This window comes from Vibrio paracholerae, assembly GCF_037672085.1.
GTDB classification, from domain to species: Bacteria; Pseudomonadota; Gammaproteobacteria; order Enterobacterales; family Vibrionaceae; genus Vibrio; species Vibrio cholerae.
The window spans coordinates 564322-585407 of sequence record NZ_JBBHLM010000001.1 but is presented as its reverse complement, the minus strand read 5'-3'; the positions used below and the strand labels follow the sequence as shown (position 1 = coordinate 585407).

General features: G+C 43.2%; 28 protein-coding genes, 1 pseudogene and 1 CRISPR repeat array. Of the genes and pseudogenes, 23 read left to right on the top strand and 6 right to left on the bottom strand.

Going from position 1 to position 21086, the window contains the following annotated elements; all coding sequences use genetic code 11:
- Positions 1-161: 161 nt before the first annotated feature.
- From R4537_RS03020 to R4537_RS03005, 4 genes are all read left to right on the top strand, one after another.
- Entirely contained in the window at positions 162-650 is a 489-nt protein-coding gene (locus R4537_RS03020) for a hypothetical protein (protein WP_033933186.1), read from the top strand.
- Between the two features lie 149 nt (positions 651-799).
- The gene (locus R4537_RS03015) at positions 800-1210 is read left to right on the top strand and encodes a cytidine deaminase (protein ID WP_069213263.1); all 411 of its coding nucleotides are present in this window, start codon (positions 800-802) and stop codon (positions 1208-1210) included.
- Between the two features lie 144 nt (positions 1211-1354).
- The gene (locus tag R4537_RS03010) at positions 1355-2218 is read left to right on the top strand and encodes a hypothetical protein (protein WP_071179109.1); all 864 of its coding nucleotides are present in this window, start codon (positions 1355-1357) and stop codon (positions 2216-2218) included.
- Positions 2219-2363: 145 nt separating this feature from the next.
- Positions 2364-2711 (top strand): hypothetical protein, encoded by a 348-nt coding sequence (locus tag R4537_RS03005; protein WP_175463860.1) that lies wholly within the window; start codon positions 2364-2366, stop codon positions 2709-2711.
- On the opposite strand, the pseudogene R4537_RS03000 reads toward R4537_RS03005, so the two are convergent.
- Positions 2609-2932, bottom strand: a pseudogene (locus R4537_RS03000) (integrase core domain-containing protein); the annotation flags it as partial. The gene R4537_RS03005 and the pseudogene R4537_RS03000 sit on opposite strands and share 103 nt — an antisense overlap.
- 81 nt (positions 2933-3013) lie before the next feature.
- Between R4537_RS03000 and tnpA (R4537_RS02995) the strand changes: the two are divergent.
- From tnpA (R4537_RS02995) to R4537_RS02975, 5 genes are all read left to right on the top strand, one after another.
- Positions 3014-3334 (top strand): IS66 family insertion sequence element accessory protein TnpA, encoded by a 321-nt coding sequence (tnpA, locus tag R4537_RS02995; RefSeq protein WP_338952405.1) that lies wholly within the window; start codon positions 3014-3016, stop codon positions 3332-3334.
- Entirely contained in the window at positions 3331-3684 is a 354-nt protein-coding gene (tnpB, locus tag R4537_RS02990; protein ID WP_071178690.1) for an IS66 family insertion sequence element accessory protein TnpB, read from the top strand. The genes tnpA (R4537_RS02995) and tnpB (R4537_RS02990) overlap by 4 nt, the downstream gene beginning before the upstream one ends.
- Positions 3685-3743: 59 nt before the next feature.
- Positions 3744-5273, top strand: a complete 1530-nt coding sequence (gene tnpC, locus R4537_RS02985; protein ID WP_114813761.1) for an IS66 family transposase — start codon at positions 3744-3746, stop codon at positions 5271-5273.
- Positions 5274-5595: 322 nt separating this feature from the next.
- Positions 5596-6150 carry a hydrolase gene (locus R4537_RS02980; protein ID WP_071177740.1) on the top strand — a complete coding sequence of 185 codons (555 nt, stop codon included), beginning with the start codon at positions 5596-5598 and terminating at the stop codon, positions 6148-6150.
- A 160-nt stretch (positions 6151-6310) separates the two neighbouring features.
- Complete coding sequence (locus R4537_RS02975; RefSeq protein ID WP_338952400.1) at positions 6311-7180, top strand: hypothetical protein; 870 nt, start codon at positions 6311-6313, stop codon at positions 7178-7180.
- Here the strand turns inward: R4537_RS02975 and tnpC (R4537_RS02970) are convergent.
- The 3 genes from tnpC (R4537_RS02970) to tnpA (R4537_RS02960) are packed head-to-tail and all read right to left on the bottom strand — an operon-like array spanning position 7170 to position 9429.
- Complete coding sequence (gene tnpC / locus R4537_RS02970) at positions 7170-8699, bottom strand: IS66 family transposase (RefSeq protein ID WP_114813761.1); 1530 nt, start codon at positions 8697-8699, stop codon at positions 7170-7172. The genes R4537_RS02975 and tnpC (R4537_RS02970) overlap by 11 nt on opposite strands.
- A 59-nt stretch (positions 8700-8758) precedes the next feature.
- Positions 8759-9112: an IS66 family insertion sequence element accessory protein TnpB gene (tnpB, locus tag R4537_RS02965; RefSeq protein WP_071178690.1), complete on the bottom strand. Its 354-nt coding sequence runs from the start codon at positions 9110-9112 to the stop codon at positions 8759-8761.
- The gene (gene tnpA / locus R4537_RS02960; protein WP_114813763.1) at positions 9109-9429 is read right to left on the bottom strand and encodes an IS66 family insertion sequence element accessory protein TnpA; all 321 of its coding nucleotides are present in this window, start codon (positions 9427-9429) and stop codon (positions 9109-9111) included. The genes tnpB (R4537_RS02965) and tnpA (R4537_RS02960) overlap by 4 nt, the downstream gene beginning before the upstream one ends.
- Before the next feature lie 510 nt (positions 9430-9939).
- Here tnpA (R4537_RS02960) and R4537_RS02955 point away from each other — a divergent pair.
- Positions 9940-10176, top strand: coding sequence for a DUF3709 domain-containing protein (locus R4537_RS02955; RefSeq protein WP_080483598.1), 237 nt, complete (start codon positions 9940-9942; stop codon positions 10174-10176).
- Positions 10177-10481: 305 nt separating this feature from the next.
- Here the strand turns inward: R4537_RS02955 and R4537_RS02950 are convergent, their stop codons facing one another.
- Complete coding sequence (locus R4537_RS02950; RefSeq protein WP_000772130.1) at positions 10482-10718, bottom strand: RNA recognition motif domain-containing protein; 237 nt, start codon at positions 10716-10718, stop codon at positions 10482-10484.
- Between the two features lie 344 nt (positions 10719-11062).
- Between R4537_RS02950 and R4537_RS02945 the strand changes: the two genes are divergently transcribed.
- The 10 genes from R4537_RS02945 to R4537_RS02900 all read left to right on the top strand — a co-directional run bounded on the left by R4537_RS02945 (position 11063) and on the right by R4537_RS02900 (position 16358).
- Positions 11063-11281: a DUF6500 family protein gene (locus tag R4537_RS02945; protein WP_042988285.1), complete on the top strand. Its 219-nt coding sequence runs from the start codon at positions 11063-11065 to the stop codon at positions 11279-11281.
- 156 nt (positions 11282-11437) lie between these two features.
- Positions 11438-11971, top strand: a complete 534-nt coding sequence (locus R4537_RS02940; protein ID WP_071177738.1) for a GNAT family N-acetyltransferase — start codon at positions 11438-11440, stop codon at positions 11969-11971.
- Between the two features lie 221 nt (positions 11972-12192).
- A complete protein-coding gene (locus tag R4537_RS02935) occupies positions 12193-12462 on the top strand; it encodes a type II toxin-antitoxin system TacA family antitoxin (protein WP_000179600.1) in 270 nt (89 codons plus the stop codon).
- A complete protein-coding gene (locus R4537_RS02930) occupies positions 12459-12992 on the top strand; it encodes a GNAT family N-acetyltransferase (protein ID WP_258503780.1) in 534 nt (177 codons plus the stop codon). Before R4537_RS02935 ends, R4537_RS02930 begins: the two co-directional genes overlap by 4 nt.
- 151 nt (positions 12993-13143) lie before the next feature.
- Entirely contained in the window at positions 13144-13578 is a 435-nt protein-coding gene (locus R4537_RS02925; RefSeq protein WP_000453958.1) for a GNAT family N-acetyltransferase, read from the top strand.
- 298 nt (positions 13579-13876) lie between these two features.
- Entirely contained in the window at positions 13877-14056 is a 180-nt protein-coding gene (locus R4537_RS02920) for a DUF645 family protein (RefSeq protein WP_071177908.1), read from the top strand.
- A 240-nt stretch (positions 14057-14296) separates the two neighbouring features.
- On the top strand, positions 14297-14620 hold the full coding sequence (locus R4537_RS02915) for a DUF3709 domain-containing protein (protein ID WP_148495197.1): 324 nt from the start codon (positions 14297-14299) through the stop codon (positions 14618-14620).
- Positions 14621-14916: 296 nt separating this feature from the next.
- Positions 14917-15318, top strand: coding sequence for a hypothetical protein (locus R4537_RS02910; RefSeq protein WP_055032881.1), 402 nt, complete (start codon positions 14917-14919; stop codon positions 15316-15318).
- 303 nt (positions 15319-15621) lie between these two features.
- On the top strand, positions 15622-15804 hold the full coding sequence (locus R4537_RS02905) for a DUF645 family protein (protein WP_000947617.1): 183 nt from the start codon (positions 15622-15624) through the stop codon (positions 15802-15804).
- Between the two features lie 287 nt (positions 15805-16091).
- Complete coding sequence (locus tag R4537_RS02900) at positions 16092-16358, top strand: DUF3709 domain-containing protein (RefSeq protein ID WP_181725189.1); 267 nt, start codon at positions 16092-16094, stop codon at positions 16356-16358.
- A 318-nt stretch (positions 16359-16676) separates the two neighbouring features.
- On the opposite strand, the gene R4537_RS02895 is transcribed toward R4537_RS02900, so the two are convergent.
- The gene (locus R4537_RS02895) at positions 16677-16913 is read right to left on the bottom strand and encodes an RNA recognition motif domain-containing protein (protein WP_000772130.1); all 237 of its coding nucleotides are present in this window, start codon (positions 16911-16913) and stop codon (positions 16677-16679) included.
- A gap of 383 nt (positions 16914-17296) precedes the next feature.
- Positions 17297-18466: direct repeats of the CRISPR family, unit length 28 nt; unit sequence GTTCACTGCCGCACAGGCAGCTTAGAAA.
- A gap of 174 nt (positions 18467-18640) precedes the next feature.
- Between R4537_RS02895 and R4537_RS02890 the strand changes: the two genes are divergently transcribed.
- The 3 genes from R4537_RS02890 (at position 18641) to R4537_RS02880 (ending at position 20996) form a co-directional block, all read left to right on the top strand.
- Positions 18641-19420, top strand: a complete 780-nt coding sequence (locus tag R4537_RS02890) for an alpha/beta fold hydrolase (RefSeq protein WP_071178888.1) — start codon at positions 18641-18643, stop codon at positions 19418-19420.
- 116 nt (positions 19421-19536) lie between these two features.
- Positions 19537-20199 carry a Vat family streptogramin A O-acetyltransferase gene (locus R4537_RS02885; RefSeq protein ID WP_000084914.1) on the top strand — a complete coding sequence of 221 codons (663 nt, stop codon included), beginning with the start codon at positions 19537-19539 and terminating at the stop codon, positions 20197-20199.
- A gap of 140 nt (positions 20200-20339) precedes the next feature.
- Positions 20340-20996 (top strand): hypothetical protein, encoded by a 657-nt coding sequence (locus R4537_RS02880; RefSeq protein WP_071178889.1) that lies wholly within the window; start codon positions 20340-20342, stop codon positions 20994-20996.
- Positions 20997-21086 lie beyond the last annotated feature (90 nt).

The following is a 21086-nucleotide window of genomic DNA, read 5'->3' as shown; positions in this document are numbered from 1 at the left end:
GTTGAAACTTAAGCATAACAAACGCCTCAAGAGGGACTGTCAACGCGTAGCGTTTCCAGTCCCAATGAGCCGCGGTGGTTGCAGTTGTTGTGTTTGGGTTTAGTGGTAATGCGTTGCCAGCCCCTTAGGCGGGCGTTAGGGCTTAATGGAGAAAGGAAACAATGGAGCTTGTTTTTGGCTACGCACTGGGATTTTTGGTGTTGATGCCGTTACTGACGCTCATGCATGAGCTTGGTCATGCGATACCTCAGTTGTGTATGAAAAAGAAAGTTGTCATTGATTTGGGTGGCTCGAGCCTAATCCCGATAATAAAAGTGAGCCGCTTGTTTATCAGAATTGCGCCATTTTCTACTTTTCATGGCTTTTGTAGCATAAGTTCAAGGCTGTCGAGAGTCGGTTTGGTGTTCACGTTGCTTGGTGGCCCACTAGTAACATTACTTTTAGCCATGTTATTAAATGAGCTAAGAATGGTTGACGCGGGTCAATGGTTCACTTTTTTAGCAAGCTTTGGTTTTTACTTCACGGTGTTTCAATTAGTTCTTACTTTAGCACCAATGAAATATCCAAGTTTTTTTGGTGGTTATAGTGGCACAAAAAGTGATGGGTTAAGAATATTAGAAGCCCTAAGGTGTAATGAAAGTACGCCCTAACAAACGCCTCAAAGGGACTGCCAACGCGTGGCGTTTTCAGTCCCATTGAACCGCAGTGGTTACTGTTGTTGTGTTTGAGTTTAGTGGTAATGCGTTGCCAGCCCCTTAGGCGGGCGTTATAGCGCACTCGAATATTCGGAATCGATGAAATGGAAAGTATAGAAAAAGATCTTTATGACGCAGCAGCACAATTAATAGTGAAACGATATCCGACGGGGTGGGGCGGTGCGGCAGCAGTGCGAACCCAATCGGGAAAAATTCTAACTAGTGTTGCTCCAGACGTGAAAAATGATGCATTGTCACTTTGTATGGAAGTCGGTGCTTATTTGGAAGCTCATAAATTAAATGAAGTGGTAACGCATTCGTTATGCATATGCCGTGAAGATGAACATGGAGAGTTTTTGGTTCTATCTCCGTGTGGTATTTGCCAAGAACGTTTGGTTCATTGGGGTGGCGATGTAAGAGCAGCAATTTCAACCGAAAAGAATGAGTTGGTGTTTAAGACTCTCCGTGAATTAATGCCTCACCATTGGTCGTTAGTAAATGGAAAAGCGCTATAACAAGGCGTTCAAGAGGGATTCACAACGCGCGGCATTTTTGTTATGCATTGATTTTATTGGTTTTTAGTGCAATGCGGTGAGTTGGCAGTTGCGTTGCTCACCCCTTAACGCGGCGTTATACCGTTTTTAGGCTCAGGAGGGCATTTGGATATTTTTAATAATCGAGAGTTAGCTACCGCTACTCTGGTCATTGTTGTCTTCATTTGGGTTTCCATAAAAAGTAAGGAGGTTCTACCTGCTATAGAGTTAGTCCTAAAATCCTTTTGCCAAAAAGCCATACTGATAACCACTAGCACTCTGCTTTTATATATTTCAATTGTCGTATATTTACTTTATAGCATCGATGTTTGGAATGCAGGGCAACTTAAAAATACGATACTGTGGTTTGTGTTTATTGGCTTTGTTCAGCTTATGAATACGACTAAGATCACCGAACCCAAAGAGTACTTGAAAGCATCGTTAAATTCTCAGGTTAAGCTGATTGTACTAATTGAGTTCCTAGTAGCGTTTCATTCTTACGGCTTTATAACGGAATTATTTCTAGTAACGACAGCTACACTATTTGCGTGTTGTAGTGCTTTTGCCAAAGGTAAACCAGAGTATAAGCAAGCACAAAAAATATCGGACTATATTTTAGCCATAATGGGAACCTTGATTTTCATCGACTCAATCTTAAATATATATAATGAACCAGGTAAGTTTATCAGTGTTGATACATTCCGGGATTTCTTGGTTCCGATGTTGTTGTCGGTATCTTTACTACCATATGTGTATCTGTTTTATTATTTTTTGGCTTACGAGAGAGCGTTTGTTATAACTCATATCTATACTGACTCTAAACAACTTCAACGGTACGCAAAAATACGCTCATTTGTTGCCTTCAAAGGGAAGCCTAGCCTTATTCATAAGTGGCTGATCTATTCTTGTATTCCAGAGTTTGAGTCAAAAAAAACGATTCAAGCTTCAATAGATAAATTTAAAGAGCAGCAGCGTGAATCAACGGTATAACAAACGCCTCAAGAGGGACTGTCAACGCGTGGCGTTTCCAGTCCCATTGAGCCGCGGTGGTTTCGGTTGTTGTGTTTGAGTTTGATGGTAATGCGTTGCCAGCCCCTTAGGCGGGCGTTATAAAGCAATTTAAATCGGAGATATAATGAAAAAAGAGTACCTATTTCTAGGGTTAGCCGTGACATTATTGGTCATCATTTTGTTTTCTAATTATTGGTTTCTCCTTGATAAGGATCCAATAGGTCAAAGCGCGTTTGGTAGTATGTTTGGTGCCAGCAGTGCTTTATTTTCAGGATTAGCCTTCCTTGGATTAATTTATACAATATTTTTACAGATGAAAGAGCTATCTCTACAGCGAGATGAGTTGAAGTTAACGCGTGAGTGTAGTGGTCAACTAAAATTGGCCACGTTTTTAGCGTTTACCCAATACCGTCGCTCTGACTCATTGGGCGTTAGACCACCGTTATACCAATGTGGCCTCCGTTGGCTGTAGTAACCAATAATATAACGAACGATTTCCTGCACCGCTTGGCCAAAACTATAATAACCGCTGGCGGGTACCCACTCTGTCTTTAAACTTCTAAAAAAACGCTCCATCGGGCTGTTATCCCAGCAATTTCCTCTACGTGATAAGCTTTGTTTTACCTGATAACGCCCAAGTAAGCGCCGATAAGCTCGACTTGTATAATGACTCCCCTGGTCGCTATGAAACATCGTAAGCGCGTCATAAACCCCGCATTCTAATCGTCTAGCCCGAATAATAAGATCAAACCTCCGACCCAATGGAAATTTGAAATGGCCAAACGTCGCACTAACCAAGAATGGCGAACCCTGTTCGAACACTATGAATCCAGCCAGCTATCACAACGATTATTCTGTGAACGTAACGGACTGAGCCTCTCCACTTTTTACGCTAAGCGACAACAGTTAAAGCACATCGAAAAACCGAACACGGTTGGCTTCATTAAAGCAGAAGTCGTTGAAAAAACCACGAGGTATCAAGCCACTCATATTGCAGTGGCCAACATGACACTACTTGTAAACAATGTTGAACTGAGCATTCCGCAAGGCACGCCAACAACCTATCTTGCAGAACTTATCGGTGCGCTGTCATGAAACGCATGCTCAGTGCTCCCGAAATCTATCTCTATCGTGAAAGCGTCGATTTTAGAAAGTCCATCAACGGTCTCGCGGCCATGATTGAAAGTGACACCGACTTACCGTTAGGAAGTGGTGCACTGTTCCTGTTCACCAACAAACAGCGCGACAAAATCAAAGTGCTGTACTGGGATAAGACAGGCTTTGCTCTTTGGTACAAGCGCCTTGAAAAAGCCAAGTACAAGTGGCCATCAAAAGAGCAAAACGACGTGTTTACCCTAACTCAATTCGAGCTTGATAGACTGCTTTCTGGCTTCACGATTATCGGCCACAAACCCGTTATAATAAATGATTTTACAATGACTTAAGCGATAATAAAGTCTTATCCACCAAGCATTAATGGCATAATTTTAGTATAATCAATGCCATGAAAAAGACGCCAAATATCAATCCAGAAAGCCAAGATGTTGCCGAGCTACAAGCGATGGTGAAAGCGCTGTTGGCGTCAGAAACCCAATTGAAACAAGAGCGCCAGTCGCTGCTTGAACAACTCAAACTTGCCTTTGACCGTCAGTTCGCTAAACGCTCGGAGGCGTTAAAGCCTTACAATGAATCACAAGGTGACCTCTTCAACGAAGCGGAATGTGAAGCCGCTAAGGAAGAAGAGGTTGAGGTCACGACGACCAACACAACCAAGAAACGTGGTAAACGCAAGCCACTGCCAAAGAGCCTGCCTCGTGAAGTTATCGAACTTGATTTAGACGACCATGAAAAGCAGTGCACTTGCTGCCAACATAGTCTGCATAAAATCGGTGAAGACCGTAGCGAGAAACTTGAGTTCACGCCAGCGGTACTAAAAGTGTTGGAATATGTTCGTCCTAAATATGCTTGCCGCCAATGCGAACAAACAGAAGACAAAAACCACGTCGTTCAAAAGCCAGCGCCGCAAAGCATTATCCCTAAAAGCTTCGCCACAGAAAGCTTACTGGCCAATATCATCCTCGGCAAATACCAATACGCGATGCCACTGTATCGTCAAGAATCCCTGTTTACCCAGTCGGGTATCGAACTCTCACGCACCACCATGGCAAGGTGGGTTATCCAAGTCAGTGAGAAGTTCGCCCCACTTTACGCGGCCTTAAAAACGCACCTACTTGAGCAAGTGGTGGTTCAGGCGGATGAAACGCCGCTCAATGTCCTCAAGGAAGACAAGCAATGCTACATGTGGCTCTACTGCTCGGGCGCGGACTCGCCAGGTGCCGCACTCCCTAATGTGAAAAATATCGTCTTGTACGACTATCAAAACAGTCGCGCGAGGTCGTGCCCTGTTGCCTTCTTGGGGGATTACAGTGGTTATCTGCAAACCGATGGCTATGGTGCTTATGATGGGCTTCATCGAGTCACCAATGTCGGTTGCTTCGCGCATGCTCGGCGTAAGTTCATGGACGCGAAAAAGCTTCAAGGCAAAGGTAAGTCAGGTAAAGCGGATAAAGCGCTTGCCAAAATCCAAAAGCTTTATGGGATAGAATCACGCTTAAAATGTGAGTCTGCGGAAAAACGAAAAGCAGAACGCCAGCAGCATGCCAAACCGATACTGGATGAGTTATACGAATGGATGACGACTCAACAGATGCTTGAGTCTAGCCCGCTGGGTAAGGCGATAAAATACACGCTCGGCCAATGGTCAAAGTTAATCCTCTATATCGATGACGGTCACTTATCGATAGACAATAACCGTGCTGAACGCGCCATTAAGCCGCTGGTTATTGGTAGAAAGAACTGGCTCTTCTCGACCAATCCCAATGGAGCTGAAGCGAGTGCGATGCTTTACAGCATCGTTGGGACAGCGAAAGCCAACGGTCTCATCCTCTACGACTACATGGTCAAGTGCATGAAAGAGCTAGCGAAAGCAGAGCCAGATATCGATGCACTCCTGCCTTGGAACTTCAAACACTAACAATATCGCCCTGTGGGATCATGGGGCGGATACCTTAGATGCCCTCAAAGAAAGAGATAAAATGTGTGATTTCTATAAGTCTAAATCCAATAGCTATGAATTCGATAAAGCTGTTATTCATAATCAGATAGCTGACCTTACAAAAAAACTAGAAGCATTTATCAAGTAGCTTTATAACAAACGCCTCAAAGGGATTGTCAACGCGTGGCGTTTCCAGTCCCATTGAGCCGCGGTGGTTTCGGTTGTTGTGTTTGAGTTTAGTGGTAATGCGTTGCCAGCCCCTTAGGCGGGCGTTATAAGGTGTTTTAGCAAAGGAGTCTGTATGCTTGACAAGGAAAATACTGGTCTGATTATCGTTGATATCCAAGGCAAGTTGGCTCGATTGGTTTCTGACAGTAATGAGCTTGTTTCAAACTGCATAAAACTAATTAAAAGAGCTCAATTGCTAGGATTGCCAATAGTTTGGCTTGAGCAAAATCCAGATAAATTAGGTCAAACCATCGAAGAGCTCAGAGTGTTATTGAGTAATCAACAACCGATTAGCAAGTTCAGTTTTGATGCTTGTGGTGAGCCTCGTTTCATCGGAACTATCCAAAAATCAAAGAAAACGTCTTGGTTAATATGTGGTATCGAAGCTCACATATGTGTTTATCAAACGGCTATTCATCTCAAAAATCTAGGTTACGACATACATTTAGTGAGTGATTGCGTGTCTTCACGTGATGAATCAAACAAGGAGCTAGCAATTACAAAGCTAGCAGGGGCTGGTGTTGAAATAACAGGTTTAGAAATGAGTCTTTATGAACTGGTTAAAGATTGTAGAGCGGCAGAGTTTAAAGAAATACTCAATCTAATTAAGTGGTTATCCACCTTATAACAAACGCCTCAAGAGGGACTGTCAACGCGCGGCGTTTCCAGTCCCATTGAGCCGCGGTGGTTGCAGTTGTTGTGTTTGAGTTTAGTGTTATGCGTTGCCAGCCCCTTAGGCGGGCGTTATGTCACAAGCGTTAAAATGAAATCCTCAGTGGAGTTTTTTAATGAAAGCATTCGAAATTGAACCTAAGTTAAAGCCTGATATGTCAAGGTATCTCATTCATATGACGGGTAAATCTGCCATAAAGAGTATCTTGACTGGTGGAAAAACAGATAATGAAGGTTTTATCAAGGCTCAAAACCCAAATGGTTCAACATCGAGTAACTTTACCCATAAAATCGCCTGTTTCACTGAAACCCCGATTTTTGCTTTGGGTGGTTTTGTTGCAATATCAGAAAGGCGTAGAGAGCAAAATATGCACTATGGCATTGGCTTTCGTAAATCTTATATGGTTAAGCATAATGTTAGACCGACAATTTACCTAGACAATGATGTACTTGGAAAATTGTTCTCAATTTCCGATGCTTCTGAGGACGAACAAGTAAGTTCATTAGTGGATTCAATCAAATCACTTGCTCACCCGTTGGGTGAAAAAACATACCGACAAGGCTTCACTTGGGAAAGGGAATGGAGGTATGTTGATGATTGTGGTTTTTACTTTGATTTTGATGCCATCGAAATAATTTGTTGTCCCAAAGAAGAGCAATTAGAACTTCAAGTAATACTTGGTGGTTTTTCCGATAAGATCCAATTTGTTGATTCGTGGGCACAATATAAAAGTCATACTGCGCATATAGAATACTCTGAAATCAAAGGGAGAATTGCACAGGGGTTAACTAGTCATGATGAGTTTGAAATTGATGACTTTCTTGAAAACTATGAAGAGAACCTAGAAAGTCTCAAAGCTTACAAGGATTATGTGGTTTCCCTAAAAAGCAGTGTGGATGATATCGAAAGACAATTAGTTGATATGGTTGAGTGGAAAAATTGTATCCGCCCCATGATCCCACAGGGCGATATTGTTAGTGTTTGAAGTTCCAAGGCAGGAGTGCATCGATATCTGGCTCTGCTTTCGCTAGCTCTTTCATGCACTTGACCATGTAGTCGTAGAGGATGAGACCGTTGGCTTTCGCTGTCCCAACGATGCTGTAAAGCATCGCACTCGCTTCAGCTCCATTGGGATTGGTCGAGAAGAGCCAGTTCTTTCTACCAATAACCAGCGGCTTAATGGCGCGTTCAGCACGGTTATTGTCTATCGATAAGTGACCGTCATCGATATAGAGGATTAACTTTGACCATTGGCCGAGCGTGTATTTTATCGCCTTACCCAGCGGGCTAGACTCAAGCATCTGTTGAGTCGTCATCCATTCGTATAACTCATCCAGTATCGGTTTGGCATGCTGCTGGCGTTCTGCTTTTCGTTTTTCCGCAGACTCACATTTTAAGCGTGATTCTATCCCATAAAGCTTTTGGATTTTGGCAAGCGCTTTATCCGCTTTACCTGACTTACCTTTGCCTTGAAGCTTTTTCGCGTCCATGAACTTACGCCGAGCATGCGCGAAGCAACCGACATTGGTGACTCGATGAAGCCCATCATAAGCACCATAGCCATCGGTTTGCAGATAACCACTGTAATCCCCCAAGAAGGCAACAGGGCACGACCTCGCGCGACTGTTTTGATAGTCGTACAAGACGATATTTTTCACATTAGGGAGTGCGGCACCTGGCGAGTCCGCGCCCGAGCAGTAGAGCCACATGTAGCATTGCTTGTCTTCCTTGAGGACATTGAGCGGCGTTTCATCCGCCTGAACCACCACTTGCTCAAGTAGGTGCGTTTTTAAGGCCGCGTAAAGTGGGGCGAACTTCTCACTGACTTGGATAACCCACCTTGCCATGGTGGTGCGTGAGAGTTCGATACCCGACTGGGTAAACAGGGATTCTTGACGATACAGTGGCATCGCGTATTGGTATTTGCCGAGGATGATATTGGCCAGTAAGCTTTCTGTGGCGAAGCTTTTAGGGATAATGCTTTGCGGCGCTGGCTTTTGAACGACGTGGTTTTTGTCTTCTGTTTGTTCGCATTGGCGGCAAGCATATTTAGGACGAACATATTCCAACACTTTTAGTACCGCTGGCGTGAACTCAAGTTTCTCGCTACGGTCTTCACCGATTTTATGCAGACTATGTTGGCAGCAAGTGCACTGCTTTTCATGGTCGTCTAAATCAAGTTCGATAACTTCACGAGGCAGGCTCTTTGGCAGTGGCTTGCGTTTACCACGTTTCTTGGTTGTGTTGGTCGTCGTGACCTCAACCTCTTCTTCCTTAGCGGCTTCACATTCCGCTTCGTTGAAGAGGTCACCTTGTGATTCATTGTAAGGCTTTAACGCCTCCGAGCGTTTAGCGAACTGACGGTCGAAGGCAAGTTTGAGTTGTTCAAGCAGCGACTGGCGCTCTTGTTTCAATTGGGTTTCTGACGCCAACAGCGCTTTCACCATCGCTTGTAGCTCGGCAACATCTTGGCTTTCTGGATTGATATTTGGCGTCTTTTTCATGGCATTGATTATACTAAAATTATGCCATTAATGCTTGGTGGATAAGACTTTATTATCGCTTAAGTCATTGTAAAATCATTTATTATAACGGGTTTGTGGCCGATAATCGTGAAGCCAGAAAGCAGTCTATCAAGCTCGAATTGAGTTAGGGTAAACACGTCGTTTTGCTCTTTTGATGGCCACTTGTACTTGGCTTTTTCAAGGCGCTTGTACCAAAGAGCAAAGCCTGTCTTATCCCAGTACAGCACTTTGATTTTGTCGCGCTGTTTGTTGGTGAACAGGAACAGTGCACCACTTCCTAACGGTAAGTCGGTGTCACTTTCAATCATGGCCGCGAGACCGTTGATGGACTTTCTAAAATCGACGCTTTCACGATAGAGATAGATTTCGGGAGCACTGAGCATGCGTTTCATGACAGCGCACCGATAAGTTCTGCAAGATAGGTTGTTGGCGTGCCTTGCGGAATGATCAGTTCAACATTGTTTACAAGTAGTGTCATGTTGGCAACGACAAGGTGAGTGGCTTGATACTTTGTCCTCTTTTCAACGACTTCTGCTTTAACAAAGCCAATCGTGTTCGGTTTTTCGATGTGCTTTAACTGTTGGCGCTTAGCGTAAAAAGTGGAGAGGCTCAGTCCGTTACGTTCACAGAATAATCGTTGTGATAACTGGCTGGATTCATAGTGTTCGAACAGGGTTCGCCATTCTTGGTGAGTGCGTCGTTTAGCCATTTCAAATCGCCTTTGGGTTGGAGGTTTGATCTTATTATTCGGGCTAGACGATTAGAATGCGGGGTTTATGACGCGCTTACGAAAAATTATATAGATGCCCATACTGCTACACATTGTGGACACTTTTCTGAAAATCTTGTTTGGCGCTCTGACTTTGAAGAATCTTTCTGTCCTGAATGTTCCAGAGAGTTTGATGAAGGCATGGCGAAAGCTATGCTCGACGACTAATCGGAAAAGTGACATAACAAACGCTTCAAGAGGGACAGCCAACGCGCGGCATTTTTATCATGCGTTGGTTTGTGTGTTTACGGTGTTATGCGGACAGTTCGTAAAGCGTTGGCTGCCCCTTAAGCGGGCGTTATGCTTAATCCATAAAAATCTGTGGTTTGTGGTTGTCGATTCCTTTGGCATTTCGTTCAGGTTTTGTTGGCAATTCAATATTGTTTTTCGCTGCCTAATGAAGCAGCAATGTATCTGACGCTGTAAATTCTGAGTGATTGCCTCATTGGAATGTTGAGTCTGTGCGAGGTGAGTTTTGCTGGCTCAAGTCGTTTTGAGCAGTTTGGTGCCTTTACTTACAGGCTGAAAGTCAGTCGGCAATTGAGCATTGTTTTGCGCTGCCTAATGAAACGGCAATGTGTCTGTCGCTGTAAGTTTCAGAGTGATTGCCTCATTGAGTTGTTGTGCCCATGCGTGGTGAGTGAGTTTGTCGGAGAGGGTCTTCACATTGGCCTAGTTGCTAAATGAAAGCCTGTATTGGTCAGTTCATCGGTAAAAATTGAGCCAGTTCTAATTCAAAGAAACTCGAAGTTTAGCCAATAATTTCAGTTGGTTATCATTGAGTTGGTTCAAATGTAAAGTGTTGAAGCTTAAGCATAACAAACGCCTCAAGAGGGACTGTCAACGCGTGGCGTTTCCAGTCCCAATGAGCCGCGGTGGTTGCAGTTGTTGTGTTTGAGTTTAGTGGTATGCGTTGCCAGCCCCTTAGGCGGGCGTTATGCAGTTTTTGGGCAATAAAAAACCAGCATTTTCAGCTGGCTTTAGAATTTGCTTTATTGAGCCGCTTTGACTCGAATCTTACTTTTGGCAACGTTTGCCATATTCAGTGCTGCAATTGCAGTTTTTGCTTCTGAAGCCTCTGGCATTTCGACGAAAGCAAAGCCTTTCGATAGACCGGTTTCTTGGTCTAAAACGAGAGTGCATTCGGTAACAGAGCCGTGTTCAGAAAACAGTTTACGAATGTCGTGCTCAGTTGTGGTGCGAGCAAGGTTGCGAACTAAGAGTTTCATAGTTGTCCGTTGATGTAGAAATAACGGTGAGGATTGTCTCAATAAAGACAGTGGCTACCAAGCGATAGTTTGGTTTTACCGTAAAATAACAGCATTCATAGCAACCAACTGCATAACAAGCGCCTCAAGAGGGACTGTCAACGCGTGGCGTTTCCAGTCCTAATGAGCCGCGGTGGTTATGGTTGGTGTGTTTGAGTTTAGTGGTAGTGCGTTGCCAGCCCCTTAGGCGGGCGTTATGGCTCATTCATTTGATCTGGTCTGTATATAAAAACAGTTCTTCTTGTTTTCATGCTTTCGTCTGTATAAGTTATTTGTCATCTTTAAATCAGGTAGGCGACTAACAAGTGCGTAGTTCATTGAGAGAAAAGGTAATTCAAGTTTGTTCTAAGAAGATTGAGCAGAAGGGTGATAATGTTGGCGTTTCATTTTATGCGTTTTTTGCTAACAAAAATGACGATCCAGATTTGTTGATGGAAGCAGCAACATGGTGGATTCAAGAGCACAAATTAGATCATTTCGAGAAAGCTCATAAGATCATATCGATGGTGAAATCTGGTATTTAGTGAACTGAGCCATAACAAACGCCTCAAGAGGGACTGTCAACGCGCGGCGTTTCCAGTCCCATTGAGCTGCGGTGGTTACGGTTGTTGTGTTTGAGTTTAGTGTTATGCGTTGCCAGCCCCTTAGGCGGGCGTTAGTTGCTCTTTGGAAAAATCACTATGAAACATGACTTATCAGTCGATGTTAGGCCAGCACAGGAAAATGAGTTAGAGCGTGTGTTTAAGCTGATGACTGAGCATAACGAATGGACTCGATTTAATGCTCCTTACTTTCCGTATTCTCATCCGACTTTGGCTGATTTTGCGGATTCAACCTTCCAACGGTTATTGGTTGGTTCAGATATGCAGTTAGTCATTTGTAATGAATTACCCGTTGGGACGGTGAGTTGTTATTGGGAATGTGAGGAAACCCGTTGGCTTGAAGCTGGTATTGTCATTTATGACGAAAGTTATTGGGGAAAAGGGATCGCATCAATAGCATTATCTCAATGGATTTCGTATCTGTTCGAAACACAAGAAATAGAGCGGGTAGGCATGACAACATGGTCGGGAAATGATCGCATGATGTCATTAGCGACAAAGCTAGGTTTGAAGCAAGAGGCACGGCTGCGCAAAGTTCGTTATTACCAAGGGATCTATTATGATTCAGTGAAATATGGTGTGATTCGAAGCGAATGGGAAGAACGCAACTAACAAACGCCTCAAGCGGGACTGTCAACGCGCGGCGTTTCCAGTCCCATTGAGCCGCGGTGGTTTCGGTTGTTGTGTTTGAGTTTAGTGTTATGCGTTGCCAGCCCCTTAGGCGGGCGTTATATTCTCCCTCGCCCCGTAAACTTTCCGTACGAATTGAATGTGCTTTAAGTTTGGCCTATAATCGCTAAACTGACGGAATGTATCCGTACGCAGGAGGTGTTATGGCAACGGCACGTTTAGATATCCGCCTTGATGAAGAGATCAAGGCAAAAGCCGAAAAGGCATCGGCTTTACTTGGTTTAAAAAGTCTCACTGAATATGTGGTGAGACTTATGGACGAAGATGCGACTCATGTTATTGAGGAGCATGAAAGTATTATGGTTAAAGACAGTGTTTTTGACGAGTTTATGGCTGCGTGTAATAAAGTAAAAGCACCGAATCAAGCTTTGCTTGAAGCTGTTAAATTTACAGAGAAGAGCGGTATCAAGTGAGTTGGGGCAAAGAGTTTGTAGAACTTAGTAAATCAAAGCATGACCGCGACTCATTTGACTGTGGTGAGCAAGAGCTAAACACATTTATCAAAACTCAAGCTGCAAAGCACATGCAAGCAGGTATTAGCCGAACAATGGTTTTACCTAGTGCTCACCCACTGTTAAATCAAAAATTCGCTATTTGTGCCTTTTATAGTGTTGCACCGAGCTCAATCAGCCGAGAAACATTACCGGCACAATTAGCAAAGAAACTACCGAGGTATCCAATCCCTGTTTTTCTGTTGGCTCAGTTAGCTGTGCACAAAGATTTTCACGGTTCTGGACTTGGAAAGGTCAGTCTAATCCGTGCGCTGAAGTACTTGTGGGAAGTGAATCATCACATGAGAGCATACGCAATAGTTGTGGATTGTCTGACAGATTCCGCTCAAGCGTTCTATACGAAGTTCGGCTTTGAAGTATTGTGCGAACATAATGAGCGTATTCGTATGTTCTTACCGATGAAAACGGTAGAACAACTTTTTAATCAATAGGCTACGAATATAACAAACGCTTCAAGAGGGACAGCCAACGCGCGGCATTTTTACTATGCGTTGGTTTTTGTTATTACGGTGTTATACGGTAAGTTAGTAGTGGCGTTGGCTGCCCCTTAAGCGGGCGTTATGTGTAAGCAGAGGAAAATGCATGGAAGTAAGTCTGAAAGTTAGTAGTGACCTCTTGTTTGCAGAGTCCTTAACAAAGTCAAATATGGCAAGTTACTATCAAGCCCGTGGGCTAACCTGGGATCATAATCGGTTCCTAAGTAGTTGGGATGAGTTAGACAACTACGAAATCTATCTAGGCCTAGCTCGTGTTGGTGTGTTGCGTTTGAGCTACAGTAACGATGTGACCTTCTTGAGAGATTTTCAAATTTTGCCCGAGTTTCAGGGATGCGGAATTGGGTCTAAGTGCCTTGAGCTAGTTGTTAGACATGCGCTCGACAGACAATCCACGAAGCTAGTTCTGCGTGTGTTTAGTGAAAATCCAGCAATCAATCTGTATGAGTCAAAGGGGTTTGTTAGAGTATCTGAAATCAAAGGGTTGATTGAAATGGAGCTCCCTTTAAATTCACACACATAACAAACGCCTCAAGAGGGACTGTCAACGCGTGGCGTTTCCAGTCCCAATGAGCCGTGGTGGTTGCAGTTGTTGTGTTTGAGTTTGGTTGTTATGCGTTGTCAGCCCCTTAGGCGGGCGTTAGCTTCTTAAAAAGGCTAGAATCATCAAAATCTAATTTCATTTGTTGTGAAAATCAGTTTTTAGCATTCAAATCTCACAACTTGGCTTTCGAGTTTTTCTGATGCCGATTTGGTAGAAAGTGTTGAAAGTTCAGCAGGTTCAAAGCCGCTGAAAACCCACAAGCCTCGATGCTTCAAGGTTGTTGGATGTTCCACACAGCAAGTTTGGTTTCACAAAAGGCTGCATCATCGCTGTGATCTTGCTTTCTTTGTCGCGGACTCTTAATCGTGGCCAACTTAGCCTAGATCGTTTTAAGTTTTGGCAGCCAACTTCACAGCTTTTGGCGTTGGACGTGTGTTTGAGAGATGCTTTTGCATAAAATGCATTTCAAGCAAAAGTGTTAGAAAGCCATTGTTAAACAATAGGCTACGAAGCTAACAAACGCCTCAAAGGGACTGCCAACGCGTGGCGTTTCCAGTCCCAATGAGCTGCGGTGGTTACGGCTGTTGTGTTTGAGTTTGGTTGTTATGCGTTGTCAGCCCCTTAGGCGGGCGTTATGCTTAATCCATAAAAATCAGTAGGTTGTTATTATCGATTCCTTTGGAATTTCGTTCAGGTTTTGTCGGCAATTCAATATTGTTTATCGCTGCCTAATGAAGCGGCAGTGTATCTGGCGCTGAAAAATCGCGGTGATTGCCTCATTGTGTTGTTGAGTTTGCGCGAGGTTAGTGTTGTTGGCTCAAGTCGTTTTGAGCAGTTTGGTGCCTTTACTTACAGGCTTAAAGTCTGTCGGCAATTGAATATTGTTTTGCGCTGCCTAATGAAACGGCAATGTGTCTGTCGCTGTAAGTTTCAGTGTGATTGCCTCATTGAGTTATCGTGCCCATGCGTGGTGAGTGAGTTTGTCGGAGAGGTTTTCTACATTGGCCTAGTTGCTAAATGAAAGCCTGCATTGGGTCAGTTCATAGGTAAAAGTTGAGTCAGTTCTAGTTCAAGAAAATTCGAAGTTTGGTCAATGATTTCAGTGGGTTATTCTTGAGTTGGTTCAAATGTAAAGTGTTGAAGCTTAAGCATAACAAACGCCTCAAGAGGGACTGTCAACGCGTGGCGTTTCCAGTCCCATTGAGCCGCGGTGGTTGCAGTTGGTGTGTTTAAGTTTAGTGGTATGCGTTGCCAGCCCCTTAGGCGGGCGTTAGCTGATAACGAGTTTTGTTCTTGGGTAATTATTAAGGATTGAAAATGCGTAATTTGGATATATTTAATTGTGCTGCATTGGAAATAATGAATGCTAGCTTGGAAAAGTTCCCATTAATAACAAGCATTGATCCGCAAAAAATAGCGAAAGCTGTTACTGAGTATTTTGATAAACAATCATTAGAAGATTTGACTGAAAGGGAACTGTTTATGACATGTTACAGTACGGTGAAATGGCTTGAACAAGAGCGTTTTCTTATTATTAAACAGGAGCTTAGAAGTGGCGAGAGTAGTGTGATACTTACTCAAAAAGGTTTAAATGCATTAAATGCAATCCCTTCATTTGCTGACAGTCAGAAGAAATCATTCGGTGAGTATTTTACAGATGGAGTAAAATCGGTTCCATTTTCAGTTATCAGTGGCTTAATGAGCGATTTCTTTAAATAATCAGCTAACAAACGCCTCAAGAGGGACTGTCAACGCGTGGCGTTTCCAGTCCCAATGAGCCGCGGTGGTTTCGGTTGTTGTGTTTGAGTTTAGTGGTAATGCGTTGCCAGCCCCTTAGGCGGGCGTTAGTTTCTCTCAGAAAAAAATCATCAAAAATTCACGCATAAGGTTCTGAAAATTCAGCCTTAAGCGTTCAAGTCGCACAATTTGGCTTTTGAGTTTTGCCTGATGCTGATTTGGTAGAAAGTGTTGAAAGCTCAGCTAGTTCAAAGTTGCTGAAAACCAACAAGTCTTGAAGCTTCAATGTTGTCGGATGTTCAACACGGCCAGTTTGGTTTCACAAAAGGCAGCATCATCGCTGTGATCTGGTTTTCTTTGTCGCGGACTCTTAACCGTGGCCAACTTAACCTTGATCGTTTTGAGTTTTGGCTGCCAACTTCACAGCTTTTGGTGTTGGACGTGTGTTTGTTTGATGCATTTGCGTAAAATGATCTTCAAACAAATGTGTTAAAAAAGTCATTGTTAAACAATGGGCTACGAAACTAACAAACGCCTCAAGAGGGACTGTCAACGCGCGGCGTTTCCAGTCCCAATGAGCCGCGGTGGTTGCAGTTGTTGTGTTTGAGTTTAGTGGTAATGCGTTGCCAGCCCCTTAGGCGGGCGTTATGCTTAATCCATAAAAATCAGCAGGTTGTGATTGTCGATTCCTTTGGCATTTCGTTCAGGTTTTGTCGGCAATTCAATATTGTTTGTCGCTGCCTAATGAAGCGGCAGTGTATCTGGCGCTGAAAAATCGCGGTGATTGCCTCATTGTGTTGTTGAGTCTGCGCGAGGTTAGTGTTGTTGGCTCAAGTCGTTTTGAGCAGTTTGGTGCCTTTACTTACAGGCTGAAAGTAAGTCGGCAATTGAGCATTGTTTTTCGCTACCTAATGAAACGGCAATGTGTCTGTCGCTGTAAATTTCAGTGTCATTGCCTCATTGAGTTGTTGTGCCCATGTGTGATGACTGGGTTTGTCGGAGAGGGTTTCCACATTGGCTAATTTGTAGGATGAAGCTCTGCATTGGTTAGTTCGCAGGTAAAGTTTGATTCAGTTCCAATTTAAGAAACTCTATGGTTTGGCTAATTATTTCAATGGTTTATTTTTGAGTTGTTTCAAATGTACAGTGTTGAAACTTAAGCATAACAAACGCCTCAAGAGGGACTGTCAACGCGTAGCGTTTCCAGTCCCAATGAGCCGCGGTGGTTGCAGTTGTTGTGTTTGGGTTTAGTGGTAATGCGTTGCCAGCCCCTTAGGCGGGCGTTATGCAGTTTTTGGGCAATAAAAAACCAGCATTTTCAGCTGGCTTTAGAATTTGCTTTATTGAGCCGCTTTGACTCGAATCTTACTTTTGGCAACGTTTGCCATATTCAGTGCTGCAATTGCAGTTTTTGCTTCTGAAGCCTCTGGCATTTCGACGAAAGCAAAGCCTTTCGATAGACCGGTTTCTTGGTCTAAAACGAGAGTGCATTCGGTAACAGAGCCGTGTTCAGAAAACAGTTTACGAATGTCGTGCTCAGTTGTGGTGCGAGCAAGGTTGCGAACTAAGAGTTTCATAGTTGTCCGTTGATGTAGAAATAACGGTGAGGATTGTCTCAATAAAGACAGTGGCTACCAAGCGATAGTTTGGTTTTACCGTAAAATAACAGCATTCATAGCAACCAACTGCATAACAAGCGCCTCAAGAGGGACTGTCAACGCGTGGCGTTTCCAGTCCCATTGAGCCGCGGTGGTTGCAGTTGTTGTGTTTGAGTTTGGTGGTAATGCGTTGGCAGCCCCTTAGGCGGGCGTTAACTGGCAATAAAATTACCCATCTTTTTTCGTTGGATTTTAAGTTATTGATTTATATTAATAATAAATCGAGTGAAAAATAAAAGGTTATTTTGAGAAATTTGATGTAATTACTTTTATTAACAATAGGTTACTGATAAAGTTTCATAGTTCACTGCCGCACAGGCAGCTTAGAAACTCACCTTATGCCCGGTGACAAGCTGTCTATCGTTCACTGCCGCACAGGCAGCTTAGAAATGCTTAAAGTTGCTCATCTACATTGGCCGATTGTTCACTGCCGCACAGGCAGCTTAGAAACGATGAATAACTTGCCTGACTCTGCGCTTACTAGTTCACTGCCGCACAGGCAGCTTAGAAATATCTTGTGCTACTGCATATCCTAATCACTTCGTTCACTGCCGCACAGGCAGCTTAGAAAATCCATTTCTGCGATATCTCGCTTAGTGAAATGTTCACTGCCGCACAGGCAGCTTAGAAACCTTGGGAATAACCAAAGTAGCCACGTTTTTCGTTCACTGCCGCACAGGCAGCTTAGAAAAGTCAGGGAACCAAGTCAGCGACACCCCTTTATGTTCACTGCCGCACAGGCAGCTTAGAAACACTCCCCGCCGCCTACTGGCTCAAACACGCCGTTCACTGCCGCACAGGCAGCTTAGAAAAGTAGCTGGATTCATCAAGTATTTGGTTTTCAGTTCACTGCCGCACAGGCAGCTTAGAAACAGCTCATCAGGTAGAGGCATGAGCACAAGGCGTTCACTGCCGCACAGGCAGCTTAGAAACTTAACAAAATCGTAAGCGACTAAAGCAGCAAGTTCACTGCCGCACAGGCAGCTTAGAAATGATGGCTCTACAGTGGGTATAAATCGTGCAGGTTCACTGCCGCACAGGCAGCTTAGAAACCAAAAGTAAGGATGAAGCATGAAAGTCGTTCGTTCACTGCCGCACAGGCAGCTTAGAAATTTAATGTTTTAAAATCCTCATTCGTGAAAGAGTTCACTGCCGCACAGGCAGCTTAGAAATGAACGGATCAGCGCGATCGCTTGTTCTTCAAGTTCACTGCCGCACAGGCAGCTTAGAAAAGTATCGATTATTCGATTATGGCGGCCTTAGAGTTCACTGCCGCACAGGCAGCTTAGAAATGTGGGGGCTGTGTCAGTTATGCTGAGAATTCGTTCACTGCCGCACAGGCAGCTTAGAAATTTTGTAATTTGAAATCAACAACCCAATTTTTGTTCACTGCCGCACAGGCAGCTTAGAAATTAAATCAGTTGGAGATAATCCTATGAAATTTGTTCACTGCCGCACAGGCAGCTTAAAAATATTGGTAAGTTTGGCATTTGGGATCGGCCAGTTAACAAAGCGTTTAAGAGGGATTCGCAACGCGTAGCATTTTCATTATGCATTGATTTTATTGGTTTTTAGTGCAATGCGGTAAGTTGGTCGTTGCGTTGCTCACCCCTTAACGCGGCGTTAGCCCTTAATAGGAATATCATGTGAAATATTTTCAAAAAGGTAGTGGTGAATATTTAGTCTTGGTTCATGGAGCATTAACAGATGGTTCTATGTGGCTCCCTCATACAGATTCGTTGTCTCAATATTTTGATGTGGTTTCAGTGACTTTAAGTCATTTTGACAATGATGATAACTTAATTTTTGGTCTGAACTCACACGCTCAAGAACTATGTGAGCTTGTGAAAAAGTTAGTTTCAGATAAGCCCGTGAATGTTGTTGGCTGGTCTTATGGTGCAGATGTTGTATTGAACATGATAGCATCGTCTCAATTGCCATTGTCTAAGGTATTTTTGTATGAGCTGGGATATCCCGGTTGTGTTCAAGAAGATGAAATGAAAACTTGGGTTGCGGATGCAGAGTCAATGTTTGAGCCTGTTTTTAATCATGTACATCAGGGGAATTTGAGTTTAGCTGTTGAATCATTGATTGACGGTTCTGGGAATTGTCATGGTTACTTCGATAAGCAACCAACTGAGGTGAAGAGTTTACAGTTAAAGCAAGCTTATACATTGCCTTTGCAACTAAATCAGCAAGAACATCCATCGATTGATGCCCAAAGTTTATCGAATATCGATCTGTCTTTGATATTTGGGCATGGCGATAAAACACGAGACTTATTTAAGCTGGCAACACAGAGTGATGCACGAGCTTCAAGACACTCAAAATTGGTGGTTATTGAAAATGAATCCCACATGTTACCTCAAGAAAATCCAGAAAAGTTTTCGAGTTTACTAATTGATTTACTGGGAAAAAAGGGCTAACAAACGCTTCAAGAGGGACTTCCAACGCGTGGCATTTTTATTATGCGTTGGCTTTTGTGGTTACGGTGTTATGCGGAAACTTGGTAGTAGCGTTGTCAGCCCCTTAAGCGGGCGTTATGAGCCAATATGGAGAAATTAATTTGTACGGTCCAAATCCAAATGATAAAGAGCCAATGAAAGGTTTTCCTCAAGTCGGCTATCTAAAAAACTATATTAAGTCTCCAAATATTGAAGTTGGTGATTATACGTATTACGACGATCCTAATGGGCCTGAGAATTTTGAAAGTAATGTGCTTTATCATTTTCCTTTTATTGGGGATAAGTTAAAGATTGGAAAATTTTGTGCTATTGCTAAAGACGTTAAGTTCATTATGAATGGTGCAAATCACAGTATGTCAGGTTTCTCAACTTACCCCTTTTTCATTTTTGGCAATGGTTGGGAAACGTCAGCCCCACAAGTTGGTGAGTTACCTTATAAGGGAGATACTGTAATTGGTAATGACGTCTGGTTGGGGTATGAGTCAACTATTATGCCTGGAATAACGATTGGTGATGGTGCAATCGTTGCTAGTAAGTCAGTAGTAACACAAGATGTGCCGCCTTATAGCATTGTTGGCGGAAATCCCGCAAAGGTTTTGAAACATCGTTTTGAGCCACATGTCGTAGATAAATTGTTAGCAATTGCATGGTGGGATTGGAGTGCGGAGAAAATAACGGAAAACCTAAAAGCAATAACACACAATGAATTAGATTTGCTTTTAGCGGAAAGTGGCTCATAACAAACGCCTCAAGAGGGACTGTCAACGCGTGGCGTTTCCAGTCCAATTGAGCCGAAGTGGTTACGGTTGTTGCGTTTGAGTTTAGTGTTATGCGTTGCCAGCCCCTTAGGCGGGCGTTATGCGTATTTGGAGTTTTAGAGATGGAAAAACCAGACAAACTTGAAAAATTTTTTGGTAGCTTGGGCGTGACAGTCGCAGGTACTTTAGTGGCCGCATCGTCTTTCGCGTCAGGTAGTTTATTCGCCCCTTTAATACCTGTATTTACTTCTAGCTTAGCAACAGCGAGGCAGCAAAAAAGATTAGAAAAGGCAATTAATGAGATAGAGGCTTTACTTGCAAGCCATCAAGATAAAATTGATGGGTTAACAGATAGTCAACTTCAATTAATTGTTGATTCATCAATGGTTATGTTCCAAACCTTTAGTGATGACAAGATCGACTTACTACAGAACTCTATTATCAATACGGTGTTTGAAAGAGATATTGCTGAACATGAAAGTATTGTTCTTTCTCGGGTGTTACGTGACTTATCGTGTTGGGAATTTAAGTTTCTTGTATCAATGACTAAGCATAAAACAATTTTGGTGATGGATGAACAATATGACAAAGAAGAATCTGATCCAGACAGAAAACGCTACGATCCAGGAAGCAATGAAGATCAAATAATTAGAAGCTTAGCCAACTATAATCTTGTTAAATCTGATATTTCAGGATTCGGCGCAAGCTTGTTTTATACAATTACTCCAATAGGAGATAGGTTGATTAAACTCTGTACTAAACCAGATATACACGCATAACAAACGCTTCAAGAGGGACAGCCAACGCGCGGCATTTTTACTATGCGTTGGTTTTTGTGGTTATGGTGTTATGCGGAAGTTTGGTAGTAG